5 protein-coding genes are annotated in these 14,138 nt (G+C 66.5%); 2 read left to right on the forward strand and 3 right to left on the reverse strand.

Features of this window, described 5'->3' with window-relative positions; genetic code table 11:
* Positions 1-8 precede the first annotated feature (8 nt).
* The 3 genes from ACYVF5_RS01880 to ACYVF5_RS01890 form a co-directional block, all read right to left on the reverse strand.
* Positions 9-1,514 carry a rhamnulokinase gene (locus tag ACYVF5_RS01880; RefSeq protein ID WP_460942730.1) on the reverse strand — a complete coding sequence of 502 codons (1,506 nt, stop codon included), beginning with the start codon at positions 1,512-1,514 and terminating at the stop codon, positions 9-11.
* A 127-nt stretch (positions 1,515-1,641) separates the two neighbouring features.
* Entirely contained in the window at positions 1,642-3,693 is a 2,052-nt protein-coding gene (locus ACYVF5_RS01885) for a bifunctional aldolase/short-chain dehydrogenase (protein WP_460942732.1), read from the reverse strand.
* A gap of 198 nt (positions 3,694-3,891) precedes the next feature.
* Positions 3,892-4,650: a DeoR/GlpR family DNA-binding transcription regulator gene (locus ACYVF5_RS01890; RefSeq protein WP_460942734.1), complete on the reverse strand. Its 759-nt coding sequence runs from the start codon at positions 4,648-4,650 to the stop codon at positions 3,892-3,894.
* A gap of 428 nt (positions 4,651-5,078) precedes the next feature.
* Between ACYVF5_RS01890 and ACYVF5_RS01895 the strand changes: the two genes are divergently transcribed.
* Both ACYVF5_RS01895 and ACYVF5_RS01900 read left to right on the forward strand, forming a co-directional pair.
* Positions 5,079-7,649, forward strand: coding sequence for a helix-turn-helix transcriptional regulator (locus ACYVF5_RS01895; RefSeq protein WP_460942736.1), 2,571 nt, complete (start codon positions 5,079-5,081; stop codon positions 7,647-7,649).
* Between the two features lie 291 nt (positions 7,650-7,940).
* Complete coding sequence (locus ACYVF5_RS01900) at positions 7,941-13,898, forward strand: DUF7927 domain-containing protein (protein WP_460942738.1); 5,958 nt, start codon at positions 7,941-7,943, stop codon at positions 13,896-13,898.
* Positions 13,899-14,138 lie beyond the last annotated feature (240 nt).

Below are 14,138 nucleotides of genomic sequence, written 5' to 3' on the forward strand. Positions count from 1 at the left end.
GTCGGGAGTCAGCGTGAGGGGCGCGGGTCGTAGCGAGCCGGCTCGAACGTGCGCGCGACGAGCGCGCGCAGCGATTCGAGTGAGCCGGAGACCAGGCCGACGGCGCGTGCCTGCACGAGCACGTTGCCGAGCGCTGTTGCCTCGACGGGGCCGGCGAGCACCGGAAGCCCCGCCCGGTCTGCGGTGAGCTGGCAGAGCAGCGCATTCTGCGAGCCGCCGCCCACGATGTGGATGGTGTCGACGCGGTGACCAGAGAGGTCAGCCGCCGTGTGCACGGCGCGCGCGAAGGCATCCGCCAGGCTCTCGACGATGCTGCGCACGAACTCGGCTCTCGACGCCGGTGCCTGCAGGCCGCGTTCGGTCAGCCACTCCGCGATGCGGGCGGGCATGTCCCCAGGCGTGAGAAAACGGGGGTCGTCCACATCGAACACGTTCACGGGCGTCTCGATCGCCGCCGCGTGCCGCAGCAGTGCGGGCAGTTCGATGGTCTCGCCCTCGCGCTCCCAGGTGCGCACAGACTCGCTCAGCAGCCACAGCCCCATCACGTTGTGCAGAAACCGCACCCGGCCGTCGACGCCGCCCTCGTTCGTGAAGTTGGCGTCGCGGCTCGCATCGGTCAGCACGGGGGCGTCGAGCTCGACGCCGACGAGCCCCCAGGTGCCGCACGAGATGTACGCGGCGCTCTGGTCGGTCATCGGCACAGCCACCACAGCGGATGCCGTGTCGTGCGACCCGATGGCGGTGACCGGAACATGCAGGGGCAGCCCGGTCTCTTCCGCCACCACAGGCAGAAGGGTGCCGATGGGTGTGCCAGGCACGACCAGGCGCGGGAACACGCCGCGCGGCAGGCCGATGCGCTCGATGAGCGAGTCGTTCCAGGTGGGCGGTGCGCCGGGATAGGCGCCTGCCGGTTCCCCCGGATCGACAGGACGCCCAGCACGTCCGTGCGACCCGGGGGAACCGGAAGAGAGACCGAGCAGACCTGTCGTCGAGGCGTTGGTCACCTCGGCGACGCGTTCGCCCGTGAGCCAGTAGGCGATCAGATCGGGGATGAGCAGAGCGGTGTCTGCGAGATGCAGTGTGCCGGACTCGCGTTCGGCGGCCAGCTGGTAGAGCGTGTTGAACGGCAGGAACTGCAGTCCGTTCTCGCGGTAGAGCTCGTCGAACGGGACCGAGCCGTGCACGGCGCTGACACCGGCATCCGTTCGCTCGTCACGATAGTGGAACGGGACGCCGAGCAGCCGGCCGTCGCGGAGCAGACCGTAGTCGACGGCCCACGAGTCTATGCCGATCGATGCCAGGTCTCCGGCCTCTCGCCCGGCCGAGGTCAGCCCGGCGACGATCGAGCGATAGAGCTCGAGGATGTTCCAGTGCAGGCCGTCCGGCGTGCGCACGGGGGTGTTGGGAAACCGGGCGACGGGAACAAGCCGAAGCTCGCGTTCGCTCACGTGCCCGAGCATCACGCGGCCGCTCGTCGCCCCGAGGTCGACAGCCGCGACCACGCCGCCGCTCATGCGTGCACTCCGCGCGTCGTCACGCCCGACACCTTTTCACCCGTATCGGACTTTTTCACCTCGCGTGCGCGATGAAATTGTCCGATATGGGTGAAAACGCCGCGCGAGGCCGCGGCCGGTCGCGAGCTCATCGCAGGAACGCCGCCGCAACGCCGGCGTCGACCGGAATGTGCAGTCCCGTTGTGTGGCTGAAGTCGCTTGTGCAGATCGCGTAGACCGCGTTGGCCACGTTCTCTGGCACGACCTCGCGCTTGAGGATCGTGCGCTGTGCGTAGAACTTTCCGAGGTCCTCTTCGGGGATGCCGTAGGTCTTCGCCCGGTTCGCGCCCCAGCCAGAGGCGAAGATGCCAGAGCCGCGCACGACCCCGTCGGGGTTGATGCCGTTGACGCGGATGCCGTGCTCGCCGAGCTCGGCCGCCAGCAGCCGCACCTGATGGGCCTGGTCCGCCTTCGTCGCGGAGTACGCGACGTTGTTCGGACCGGCGAACACCGAGTTCTTGCTCGAGATGTAGACGATGTCACCCCCGAGCCTCTGCTCGATCAGCACCCTGGCGGCGTTCTTCGAGACGAGGAACGAGCCCTTCGCCATCACGTTGTGCTGCAGATCCCAGTCGGCCTCGGTGGTGTCGAGCAGCGACTTCGAGAGCGAGAGGCCCGCGTTGTTGACCACGAGGTCGAGCCCCCCGAACGCGAGAACGGCTGTGTCGATCGCGGCCTTCACGGCCAGCTCATCCGAGACATCCGCCGCCACGCCGACGGCGACATCCGTGGTGCCGATCTCGGCTGCCGCCGACTGCGCTTTCGCGAGGTCGAGGTCCGCGATCACAACGCAGGCGCCCTCGGCGGCGAGACGGGTCGCGATCGCCTTGCCGATTCCGGATGCCGCGCCCGTCACGAGCGCGACGCGGGTCGCGAGCGGCTTGGGCTTCGGCATCCGCTGCAGTTTGGCCTCTTCGAGAGCCCAGTACTCGATGCGGAACTTCTCGCTCTCGTCGATCGGCGCGTAGGTCGAGAGCCCCTCTGCGCCGCGCATCACGTTGATCGCGTTGACGTAGAACTCGCCGGCGACGCGCGCGGTCTGCTTGTCTTTGCCATAGCTGAACATGCCGACGCCCGGCACGAGCACGATCAGTGGGTCCGCGCCGCGGATCGCCGGCCACCTGTTGGTCGAGTTTGTCGAGACCGCGTTGCGGTCGTAGTAGGCCTGGTAGTCGGCGCGGTACTCCTCGTGCAGGGTGTGCAGGCGCTCGATCGTCTCGTCCACCGAGGCGGATGCCGGCAGGTCGACGACGAGCGGCTTCACCTTGGTGCGGAGGAAATGGTCTGGGCAGCTGGTGCCGAGGGCGGCGAGGCGCGGATGCTCCGCGCTGGCGAGGAAGTCGAGCACAACGTCGCTGTCGGTGAAGTGGCCCACCTGGGGTCTGTCCGTCGAGACGAGACCGCGGATGGTCGGCGCGAGGGCGGCGGCCTTGGCGTGGCGCTCGGCCTCGGGAAGCGCGGCGTAGCCGTCGAGTGCCGGGCCGAACGGCTGCGGACGCGAGTTCGCGGCGATGTGCTCGGCGGCGGTGTCGATGATCCAGAGCGAGTTCTTCTCGGCCTCGTCGCTCGTGTCTCCCCACGCGGTGATGCCGTGGCCGCCGAGGATGCAGCCGATGGCATCCGGGTTCTTCGCCTTGATCTCGGCGATGTCGAGCCCGAGCTGGAAGCCGGGGCGGCGCCAGGGGACCCAGACGACCCTGTCGCCGAAGATCGTCTCGGTCAGCTGTTCTCCGTCTGCGGCGGTCGCGATGGCGATGCCGGAGTCAGGGTGCAGGTGGTCCACGTGCGCGGCGTCGACCAGGCCGTGCATCGCGGTGTCGATCGAGGGAGCTGCGCCGCCCGTGCCGTGCAGGGTGTAGTCGAACGCGGCGACCATCTCGTCTTCGCGTTCGATGCCGGGGTAGACACCCGTCATGGCGCCCAGCCGGTCGAGGCGCAGCACCGCGAGGCCGCTCTCGGTGAGGGTGCCGAGGTCGCCGCCAGAGCCTTTGACCCAGAGCAGCTCGACGTCTTCGCCGGTGACCGGATCGGTCGCCGTTCCTTTGGCCGAGGTGTTGCCGCCGGCGTAGTTGGTGTTCTTCGGGTCGCTTCCGAGACGGTTGCTGCGCGCGATGAGCTCGGCGGCCGTGGGGTGGGTCATGGAGGCTCCTGGGGCGATATCGGTGGTCGAGCTATCGGTGGTCGAGCTTGTCGAGACCCGTCGGTGGTCGAGCTATCGGTGGTCGAGCTTGTCGAGATCTCGGTTTCGACGCACTCAGCCACCCGGTAGGGTCTCTGTGTTCCTTTGTGTTAACTATTACAGAAAATAACACTGCGGGCGGATGCCGTCAAGGCTCGGTCAGCAGATCTCAACGAGCTCTCTATAGGGGTCGAGCCTCGGGTCGCCCGGGTCGAGCTCGGTGACCATGAGCGCGATGCGGTCCCACTCGAGTGTGCGCACGAGTGCGCGCTGGCCGAGCTTTGACGAGTCGACGAGCAGGATCGTCTCGTCCGCCGCGTCGGCGAAGGCGAGTTTGACCTGCGTCTCGGGCATCGAGACCTCCGAGCTTCCGGCCGCCGGATCGACAGCAGAGGCAGATGTGAAAAAACGACTGTAGTTGAGTGCCGCAGCGGCGCGACACGCGATGTGTCCGACAAAGCTGTCCGTGCGGTCCTCCGGCTCCCCGCCGATCAGAATCGCGCGAACGCCTGGGATGCGTCTGGTGACGAGAAAGTTCTCGTGCGAGTTCGTGCAGATCGTGAGGTCGCTCACGGTCATGCGCGAGAGCAGGGTGCCCGACGTCGATGAGGCGTCGAATGCGACGGCTCCGGTCGCCGGAACCAGGGTGAGGGCCTTCTCAGCGATTCGGGTCTTCGCCGACGCACCCGTCGACATCCGCTCGACGAAAGATCGGGGGCGAAGGGACGGCACGGCGCCGCCGCGCACGCGCCTCAGCGAGCCGCCTGACTCGAGGTCGGCGAGATCGCGGCGAACGGTCATCGCCGAGACGTCGAGCTCGGCGGCGGCGGGCTCGAGCCGGATGCGCCCGTCGCGTTCGAGCATGGCCAGCAGCAGCCGGCGGCGTTCCTCGGCGCTGATGGTGGAGGTCGTGGCCATGCCGTGAATGCTACCGCCTCGTTCAGCCGCCGTCGCTGGATGGCGGGAGCGCAGCACACCTCTGCGCCGATCACGTGGTCAGCGGGCGTGCTCGGGAAGGCCGGCAACGCCTCGGCGGGCAGGCTCGCGAGAGGGTGAAATCGGGTGTGAAACCGATGTTGATCGTGTCCGGCCGGGGCCTAACTCCCCCGTAACCTATTCGGGGGTCGGATCGCGTAGTGTGTGTGACGCATTCCGGGTGTCGGGGGTGGGCGGCCGACCCGGGTGTATGTCATCGGCTGATGGGCGCGTGAGCGTTCATACCATAATGAACGGGGTCGCACCTGATGGGTGGAGTGGGGAGAGTCTCCGGCGTGCACAGGTCGCACGATCGCCCCTCTCTCGCGAGCCTCCCCCGACTCTCGGAGCGGGTTGTCGTCCGTGAGCGCATGACCGAGCGGCTCGACAGACTCGCTGCGCTCACGTTCGTGCAGGCACCGCCCGGATACGGCAAGACGGTTGCGGCAGCCCTCTGGGCGCGCCATCGCCACGATCGAGGTGACGCCGTTGTGTGGGTTCGCTGCACGCCCGACATAAACGAGCCTGGCGCGCTCACCGCCGCGCTCACCCAGAGCTTTGTGATCTCTGGTCTGCTCCCGTTGGCAGAGGGGGATTCCGACGCGCACACCGTGCCACTTGCCACCGCTCTCGCGTCGATGGGGGACCGCCGCATCATCGTGGTGCTCGACCGGTTCGGGCGGGTGACGGATGAGGGCGCCCTCAACGCCGTGGCCGGGCTGCTCGGCGACGCCGTGAACGTGCACGTCGTCGCCATCAGCAGGATGCCGCACCCGCTCGTCGACACCGCTGCCGACTACGGCGTGGAGGTGGACCACATCACCGCAGGCACACTCGCCGCCACCGCAGACGAACTGGTTTCGCTCGCGCGCTCGTGGGGTTTTCACCTCACACCGTCGACGGCAGACAGACTGACGCAGATGACGGGCGGATGGCTCGAGCTCTCGAGACGTGTTCTCGGCTCACCGTCCTTCGACGAACGGACCGATCCAGGTTCCGGTGTGACCGGCTCATACATCGCGGATGTTGTGCTTCCGTCGATCGGCGAGGCGAAGACCGCACAACACGTTATGCGGCTGTCGCTCGCGGCTCCCGTCATCCGCCCTGAGCATCTGGACGTTGTGGGGACCGGAGGGCGGAACACGGCGCGGCTGATGCGCGACCAGGGATTGCTCGACGAGGTCATCGCGCCGGACGGGGCGAGTTACTGGCGGTTTCCGTCCCTCGTTCGCAGCGCCCTCGCCGAGCACTTCACCGACTCCCAGCCGGGCGAAGCAGGGCGAATACACCGCCAGTTCGCCGAAGCCCTGTACAACGACGGCGAGGGCATCGCGTTCGACCTCGTGCTCGAGCATGCCAGAGCGGGCAAGCACTGGCAGCTGCTGGGCGAGCTGTGGCTGAAACACGCACTGATGCTCCTGCAGGCCTACCCCGTGCAGACACGACGTGTCTATGACAACCTGCCGAACACGGCGTTCGCGGCTGCGCCCATACTCCAGCTCGCGGCGCACGAGTTTCTCGCTTCAGAGGCAACCGCGCCCGCACAAGGCGACCGCAGCTCGCTCGAAGACATCGCAGACTCCCTTGTCTCCCACCTCGGTCACACATCGGGCATCGATGAGATCACCGCCGCGTTCAGCGCCCAGATCTCAGCGCGCAGGACCCAGGGGCGGCTCGCCGACGCCCTGGCGATCGATGAGCGGCTCTCGAAGCAGCTCCAGCACGCCCGGCGCAGGGGTGTGGCGCCGGTGCCGATGCGTCGTGCCTGGTTCTTGCTGCAGCGCGCGAAGACACTGCTGCTCGTCGGTGATTCCGTGCAGGCGATCCAGACGATGCAGCGCGCCTATTCGGCGGCGAAGACGCCCGAGACCCGATGGATCGCGTCGTCCGCCGCCGGGCATCTGGCACTCTTGCACAGCACCGTCGGTGATGCGTCGCAGGTGCAGTATTGGATCGATCTCGCACGACCGGTGGGTGAGATCGATGACGAGCTCGACAGGCAGACCATGCTGCCCGCCCGAATCGCCGAAGCACTCATGGCCGTGGCCCGGCTCGACCGGGTGGAGTCCCCGCGGGCCATCGCCCAGCTGGGCACCGAGGCCCAGCTGGGCGAGCTCTGGCCGTTCGTCGCACTCGCCCAGACGTCGTATCGCCTCGCCTTCGGTGAGCCGGTGACGGCATACGAACAGCTTGCACACCTGGCCGCCGTGCATGCGGACGAGATGGTCGACGACCGGCTGGCCGCACGACTTGTCGAACGGTGCACGGCTGACGCCCTTCTGGCCATGGGCGAGGCCAACCGCGCACGGCGGTATCTCGATGATGCGGCTGCACGTTTTCGAGCGTTCTCCACCGGGCGCTCCAGTGAGGTCGGTGCGGCGGATCTGCCCTGGTTGCGCCTGCCGTCTGCGACCTTCGCGCTGATGGTCGGCGACAACGAGGTGGCCCTGCGGCTCGCATCTGCAGCGGTCTGGTTTCAGGATCTTCCGCCGCGAGATCGGGCAGAGCTGTTGATGGCCCGCGCATGTGCGGCGCTTCGGCTCGGTGCAGAGGGAACGGCCGTCGAATCGTTCCTGCGGGCGATCATGCTCGCCGAAGAGTCTCAGACGCTGTATCCCTACCTCGTGATACCCGAACCGTCTCTGCGCGCGCTCGCCGGCGTCGCCGGCATGGTGCTGCCCGATGCGCTCGAAGCTCATCTGGCGGCGAAGGGAACCAGGTTTCCGGAACATGCGGAGTTCATCGAGCTCTCACCGAGGGAACGTGCTGTGCTCGACCAGATGACGAGACACGCGACCCTGGCGGGCATTGCGCAGGCGCTGACGGTCTCGACGAACACCGTGAAGACACAGTCGGCGGCGATCTACGCGAAGCTGGGTGTTCGAGATCGCGAAGCCGCCGTCGCGCGCGCTCACGAACTGGGATTTCTGCCACGGGTATGACCGCTTGCGGCACTCATGTTTGTGGGTGAGCTCTATGGGGTTTATGGGTGAGCTCTAGGGGAGAGCTGTGGGTGAGCTATGGGTGATTCGAGGTTGAAAACCGCGTTGGCGACATTCCCAGACTGCTAAGAACGGTGAAGGAAACCGTTCGTGCATACGCATCAGAGTGGCGCTGCCACCGCATGGTATGCACATGTTCGGGCATGAGCTGTATCAGAGGGGACTGAATTGAACCGGCTAAGAATGCTGTTCGGTGGGGGACAACGCACAGACGACTCAGGGCGGGCACTCGTGCTCCGACCGCGCAGGGTCATGGCGATCCTCGCCGCCATCGCGATGGTCGGGGTGGGCACGTTCACCTCGGGTCCGGCGTGGGCTGCTCCCGCGTCCGTCCACGAGATCACCGCCAACTGGGTCGGCGACCCGGTGCCGACGGAGGCGCCGTACGGCCAGCCGGTGACGGCGGAGTGGCACGTCAACACCAACGACGTGGACGACCCGTACTCCAACGAACCTGTCGACAACGTGCGCGCCACCCTGACCGTGGGCAACGGCGCCTTCACCAGCATCCCCCAGGTGTGTAAGACCAAAGATGTGACGCCCGTCTCCGAGATCTCGGCAGATGGCACCACGCTGCTCTGCAACCTCGGCACGATCACGGAGGGCACCGCGTCGGTCATCCAGGCCCCGGTGCGTGCCACATCGACCGAAGGCGGCAATCTCACCGCCGTCGGCACCGCGACCTCGGACTCCGCCGTCGCCGAAGCAGGACCCGCGGATCCCGGCCCCCTGCCGATCACGTATGCGCACGGCATGGACCTGTCGCTCTACCAGGCCCCTGGCGTGGGCGGTCAGGGTTTTGCCGGCGAGAGCCGCCTCGGCGGCAACCGCCCGTTCCTCCAGATGAACTACTCGCTCATTCTGGATGCGGGCAGCCGCCCAGGGCCCGAGAGCTACTCGTTCCCGGTGACGATCAGCTCGAACATCGCTGGGACAACCAACGGGCTCGCGTGGGAGAACTGCCTGCCGGTCAGCAACTCGTCGCGATCGACGGGTCAGCCCTACTCCGACCCCGCAGAGGGCGACCGCACCAACTTCCCGACGTGCAGTGTGAGCGGCACGGGGACCACCTACACCGTCTCGCTCTCGGACCTCGACTACACGCTGGTCAATGCGCCGGTCAATGACAGCATGGGGCAGCCGCTCCCGGGCAACGGCGTCTACATCGCGTCGGGGACCGTGCAGTTCAGCATTCCTACCGCTGTGACGGACATCACCACCTACACGTTCACCGCCGCTCCGGGCGCCTTCGTCTTCGATGACGGTGTGTCTGAGCCAGACGGAAACCCCGACAACAACGTCTCGAGCGCCACGCTCACCCCGCCAGGCGGGTTCAGCAACGCATGGTCCGGAACCCCCGCCGCTTCGCGGACCCCCTGGGACCCGAACCTGTGGGTGAGCCCGGGGACGAGCGCCGACGTGACGCTGCCGCAGCCTGGCATCGACAACGAGGACGACTGGAACGAGGCAGTCGCCAACGGCACCGCGCAGTCGACGCTCCCTCTGTACCACCAGGCCAACATCCAGGCGTGGAACGGCTACGCAGGTCCAGGCGGTCCGCAGATGGCCGGCGCGTGCACGATGAACCAGAACCCCGCATTCGTCCCGACCTCGTTCGAGGGCGGCGGCTGGAACGGCGGCGGTCTTGACGGGTACGAGAACTACGAGACCGCCCGGTTCTTCTACACCACCCAGGCGATCGACACAAAGACCGAGACCTGTGGTGAGGCGGCGCCGAGCGCGAAGTGGATCGAGGTCGTGCCACCGGCCGGTCATTCCCTCACCGACCCTCGCATCGCCAGCGACATCCTGATGGACCTCCCCGCCGGCGTGACCGGTGTGAAGATGACCTGGAACCCCGCTGTGGACACGTCTGAAATGGGCTTCCTCCGTGTCTTCGGCTACATCGACCCGGCCGCGCCGACCTCCGGCGAGGGGTGGACCGTCGGAGCGTTTAATGCGCCGTATGACGTCGCCGCCCGCTGGCCCGGCTATCCGACGCTGAACAACTACATCAACCTCAGCACCGGTCCCGGCGGGACGGTCATTCCGGGCAGCACATATGGCCCGAACACAAACTCCTCGCGTGATGTCTACCGCCTGCAGGGGGCCCAGGGCCTGATCGAGAAGGTCGTCTCCGACACCACGGCGCAGCCGGGCGTGCCGGTGACCTACACACTCCGCGCTCAGGCGCAGAACCTCGTGACGAGCCCGCCGCCGGCGACCTTCACCGTCGTCGACACGCTTCCGGAAGGAATGGTCTACGTGCCCGGCTCAGCCGAGCCTGCTCCGACGAGCGTCAGCACCGATGGCCGGACACTCACGTGGGACTTCGTCGACGTGGCTCCGAACGTGTTCCAGACGATCCGGTATCAGGCCCAGCGCCCGGCGGACAGCGTCATCACGCCGGGAACGAGGCTCACGAACACCGCCGTGATCAACACGGTCGGCGACAACCGGCCGGCGAACACCCCGGGACGAACGGCGAGCGCGACAGTCACCGTGCCGAGCGCATCCGCCACGATCTTCGGCAAGTCGGTCGAGGCGAACGTGCTCTCCTTCGATGGCGACAGCTCCGCGTGGGTGCTGACGATCAACTCGCAGGATCCGGTGACGAACGAGTTCACCGACACGATCGACATCCTGCCCGCGGTCGGCGACGGCCGCGGCACGGATATCGATGGCACGTACACCGTCACCGGCGTTGATGCGCCGGCCGGCTCGACGGTCTACTACACGTCGGAACCGATCGGCTCCGTGAGCAACGACCCGCGTGACGCGTCGAACGGTGGCACACCCGGTTCGGTTGCCGGAAATACGGTGGGCTGGTCGACGACAGCCATTCCGAATCCGACGGCGATCCGTGTGATCGCCCCGGAGCTCGCGCCCGGTGCGACTCAGACGATCCGCATCGAGTTCGACACACCTGCCGGGAGCAGCTGCGAGGAACCTGCGGCGGGTGACAACAAGCCCGGGCAGATTCTGGTGAACTCGGCCAGCTCATACGCGGGACACACGGCGTTGCCGATGCTGTCCTCCGCCATCGCCGAGATCGCCAGCTGCTACGCCGTCAACCTCAAGAAGTACGTGCAGGATGCAGACGGCGACTGGCACGATGCCAACACGATCGCTGACTACCCGTCCTATCGGGTCGGCGACGAGGTGAACTACCGGATCGTTGTGGAGAACATCGGCCAGGGCACGGTGACCGATCTCGAGATCACGGACGACCTGTTCCCCGAGGGAACGTTCACCGTCGACTCACTCGCACGGGGCGAGTCGCAGACGCACGAGTACACGGTGACGCTGACCGGTGGCGGAAACATCGTCAACACCGCCTGCGGCACCGCTGCGACCCCGCCTGACGCTGATGCCCCGACGATCCCCTGTGATCCGGCTGGCGTGATCGTCACGAACTACTCGACTGAGAAGTCGTCGGTTCCGGCATCGGGTGAGACCGTTCGCCCGGGTGATTCGATCACGTACACGATCGCGGTGACGCAGGAGGGTGATGCTCCGGCTGTTGCCGAGTTCACGGACACTCTGGCCGATGTGCTGGACGATGCGACGCTCGATGGTGTGGTGACGGCTTCGATCGGCACGGCGACGTTGAACGGTGACGTGATCTCGTGGTCTGGGACGATTCCGGTCGGTCAGGTCGCGTTGATCAGCTACACGGTGATCGTGAAGGACTCGGCCGCGCTTGCTGCGGAGGGAAGCTACTTTCTCGAGAACGGTGTGGAGAGCCCGGGTTGTGCTGACGGCGGGTGCCCGCCGGTCGAGCACGAGGTCGCTGACTTCTCGGTGGTGAAGACCTCTGACCCGGCTGACATGTCGAACGTGGACGAGGGTTCCGAGATCGAGTACACGGTCACGGTGACTCAGATCGGCAAGGCCGCGTATGAGAACGCCTCGCTGGTCGACGACCTCTCCGATGTGCTCGACGACGCCACCTGGAACGATGAGCTGGACGCGAGTGCCGGCACCGTCGGGTTCGATCCGGCGACCGAGCAGCTGAGTTGGTCTGGTGATCTTGCGGTCGGTGACGTGGTCACGATCACGTATGTCGTCACGGTGACCGGTGCGGGTGACACGCACCTGCACAATGTGGTCACGAGTGAGGGCTGCGCTTCGCAGGATGTCTGTGAGACGGAGCACTACACGGCGACCTACACGACGGTGAAGACGGCGAACCCGGCGAGCGGCACGGATGTGCAGGCGGGTCAGGAGATCGAGTACACGATCACGGTCACCCAGTCGGGTGAGGGTCGTGTTGTCGGTCAGTTCTTCAACGACGACCTGGCAGATGTGCTCGACGACGCCACGTTCAACGATGACCTCAACGCGACGCTCGGGACCGCGACATTTGATCCGGCGACGGGTCTGATCTCGTGGACCGCGGACCTCGGCCCTGGTGATGTTGCGATCGTGACGTACTCGGTGACGGTCACGGCAGCGGGTGACACGGTCATCGGGAACACGGTTCAGTCTCCGGGTTGTGAAGAGCCGGGTGACTGTGTCACGGAGCACAAGACGGGCCGGTACGAGACGGTGAAGTCGTCTGATCCGGTGTCTGGCAGCGATGTGCAGATCGGTGAGACGGTCGAATACACCGTGACCGTCACGCAGATCGGTGAGGGCCCTGTCGAAGACGCTGCGTTCACAGACGATCTGACCGCGGTGCTCGATGACGCGACCTGGGACGACACTCTCGCCTTCGACGGCGGGTCGGCGTCTTACGCCGAACCGATCGTCGACTGGTCTGGTGACCTCGGTGTCGGTGACGTGGTGACGGTGACCTATTCGGTCACGGTGACCGGCGACGGCGACATGACCCTGGAGAACGTGGTGACCAGCGACGGATGTGTTGATCCGGCGGACTGCACCACCATTCACCGCACGGGTGACTACACGGTCTCGAAGATGTCGGACCCGGCCTCGGGTTCCGATGTTCCGGTCGACGGCGTCATCACCTACACGGTGACGGTGTCACAGCGCGGGCCGGGTTCGGTCACGGCTGCGACGGCGACCGATGATCTGTCGGATGTGCTCGACGACGCGGCCTGGCAGGACACCCTCAACGCGGATTCCGGCACGGCGACGTTCGATCCCGCAACCGAGGTTCTGGACTGGACGGGAGATCTCGCCGTCGGCCAGGTCGTGACCATCACCTACACGGTGGAGGTCAACGCCGAAGGCGACATGTTCCTGAACAACCAGGTCACGCCGGGCGAGCTCGGTGAGTGTGTGCCGGCCGCGGATCAGACCCCGGATTGCAAGACGTCGCACCTGACGGGCCGGTTCGAGTACTCGAAGATGGCCGATCCGGTTCACAACTCCGATGTCTCGGTGGGTGAGACGATCACCTACACGGTCACCGGAACCCAGGTGGGCCCGGCCGGCGTCACGGCAGAGCTGACAGACGACCTGTCGGATGTGCTCGACGATGCGACCTGGAACGATGACGCGACAGCGTCTGTCGGCACGGTTGCCCTCGACGGCACAACCCTCACCTGGACCGGCGATGTCGGTGTCGGTGAACTCGTCACGATCACCTACTCGGTCACCGTGACCGGTGCAGGGAACACAACCCTGGCGAACGTCGTCACGGGCACGGGCGAGTGTGTTCCTGCTCCGGACCAGACCGAGGACTGCCGCACGATCCACAAGACCGGTGGGTATGTCTATAACAAGGTCGCGGACCCGAAGTCGGGCACCAGTGTTGACGTCGGCGACGTGGTCACCTACACACTCACGATCACCCAGCGCGGTGAGGGTTCGGTCACCGGTGCGACAGTGACCGATGACCTGACGGATGTTCTCGATGACGCGAGCTGGAACGGGGGCGAGTCGGCGACATCCGGCACCGTGGCCCGCTCCGGCAACACGCTCACCTGGAACGGTGACCTCGCCGTGGGTCAGGTCGTGACCGTCAGCTACCGGGTCACGGTCACCGCGGAGGGCGACAACACGCTGCTCAACGTTGTGACCAGCAACGACCCGCGAGCGTTGTGCGACCCCGACGGTGTCTGCACGACCACCCACCGGACGCCGCCACCACTGGCATCCACAGGTGGTGACCTCGCCTGGCCCGTGATCTTCGGAGCCCTCACCCTGCTCATCCTCGGAGGGGGAGCGCTGATCATCACACGCCGGCGACGTGAGAGCACCGACCAGCTGCAGAGCTGACCGAGGCCAGCTGTAGAGCTGACCGAGGAGTACACCTGGTTGTGCCCCGTCTCATGCGAGACGGGGCACAACCATGTTCGGCGTGGAGCCGACGAGCACCGTGTGCCGCCGCCTCGGCGTTCGGGTCAGTTCTCTCGCAGCTGCTGCCGCTCGTCACCATCGGCTGGTACGTGAGGACACCTCGAGCGTGAGCGTGCACCATACCGCGATGGGCCGCTCTCGACCAGTGGTTGAGTCGAC

Source organism: Okibacterium endophyticum (genome assembly GCF_054780075.1).

What these genes read in the sequence shown, in the direction of transcription:
- ACYVF5_RS01890 (WP_460942734.1), bottom strand. Translation starts at nt 4,650, where the DNA reads ATGGCCACGACCTCCACCATCAGCGCCGAGGAACGCCGCCGGCTGCTG.
- ACYVF5_RS01895 (WP_460942736.1), top strand. Translation starts at nt 5,079, where the DNA reads ATGACCGAGCGGCTCGACAGACTCGCTGCGCTCACGTTCGTGCAGGCA.
- ACYVF5_RS01880 (WP_460942730.1), bottom strand. Translation starts at nt 1,514, where the DNA reads ATGAGCGGCGGCGTGGTCGCGGCTGTCGACCTCGGGGCGACGAGCGGC.
- ACYVF5_RS01885 (WP_460942732.1), bottom strand. Translation starts at nt 3,693, where the DNA reads ATGACCCACCCCACGGCCGCCGAGCTCATCGCGCGCAGCAACCGTCTC.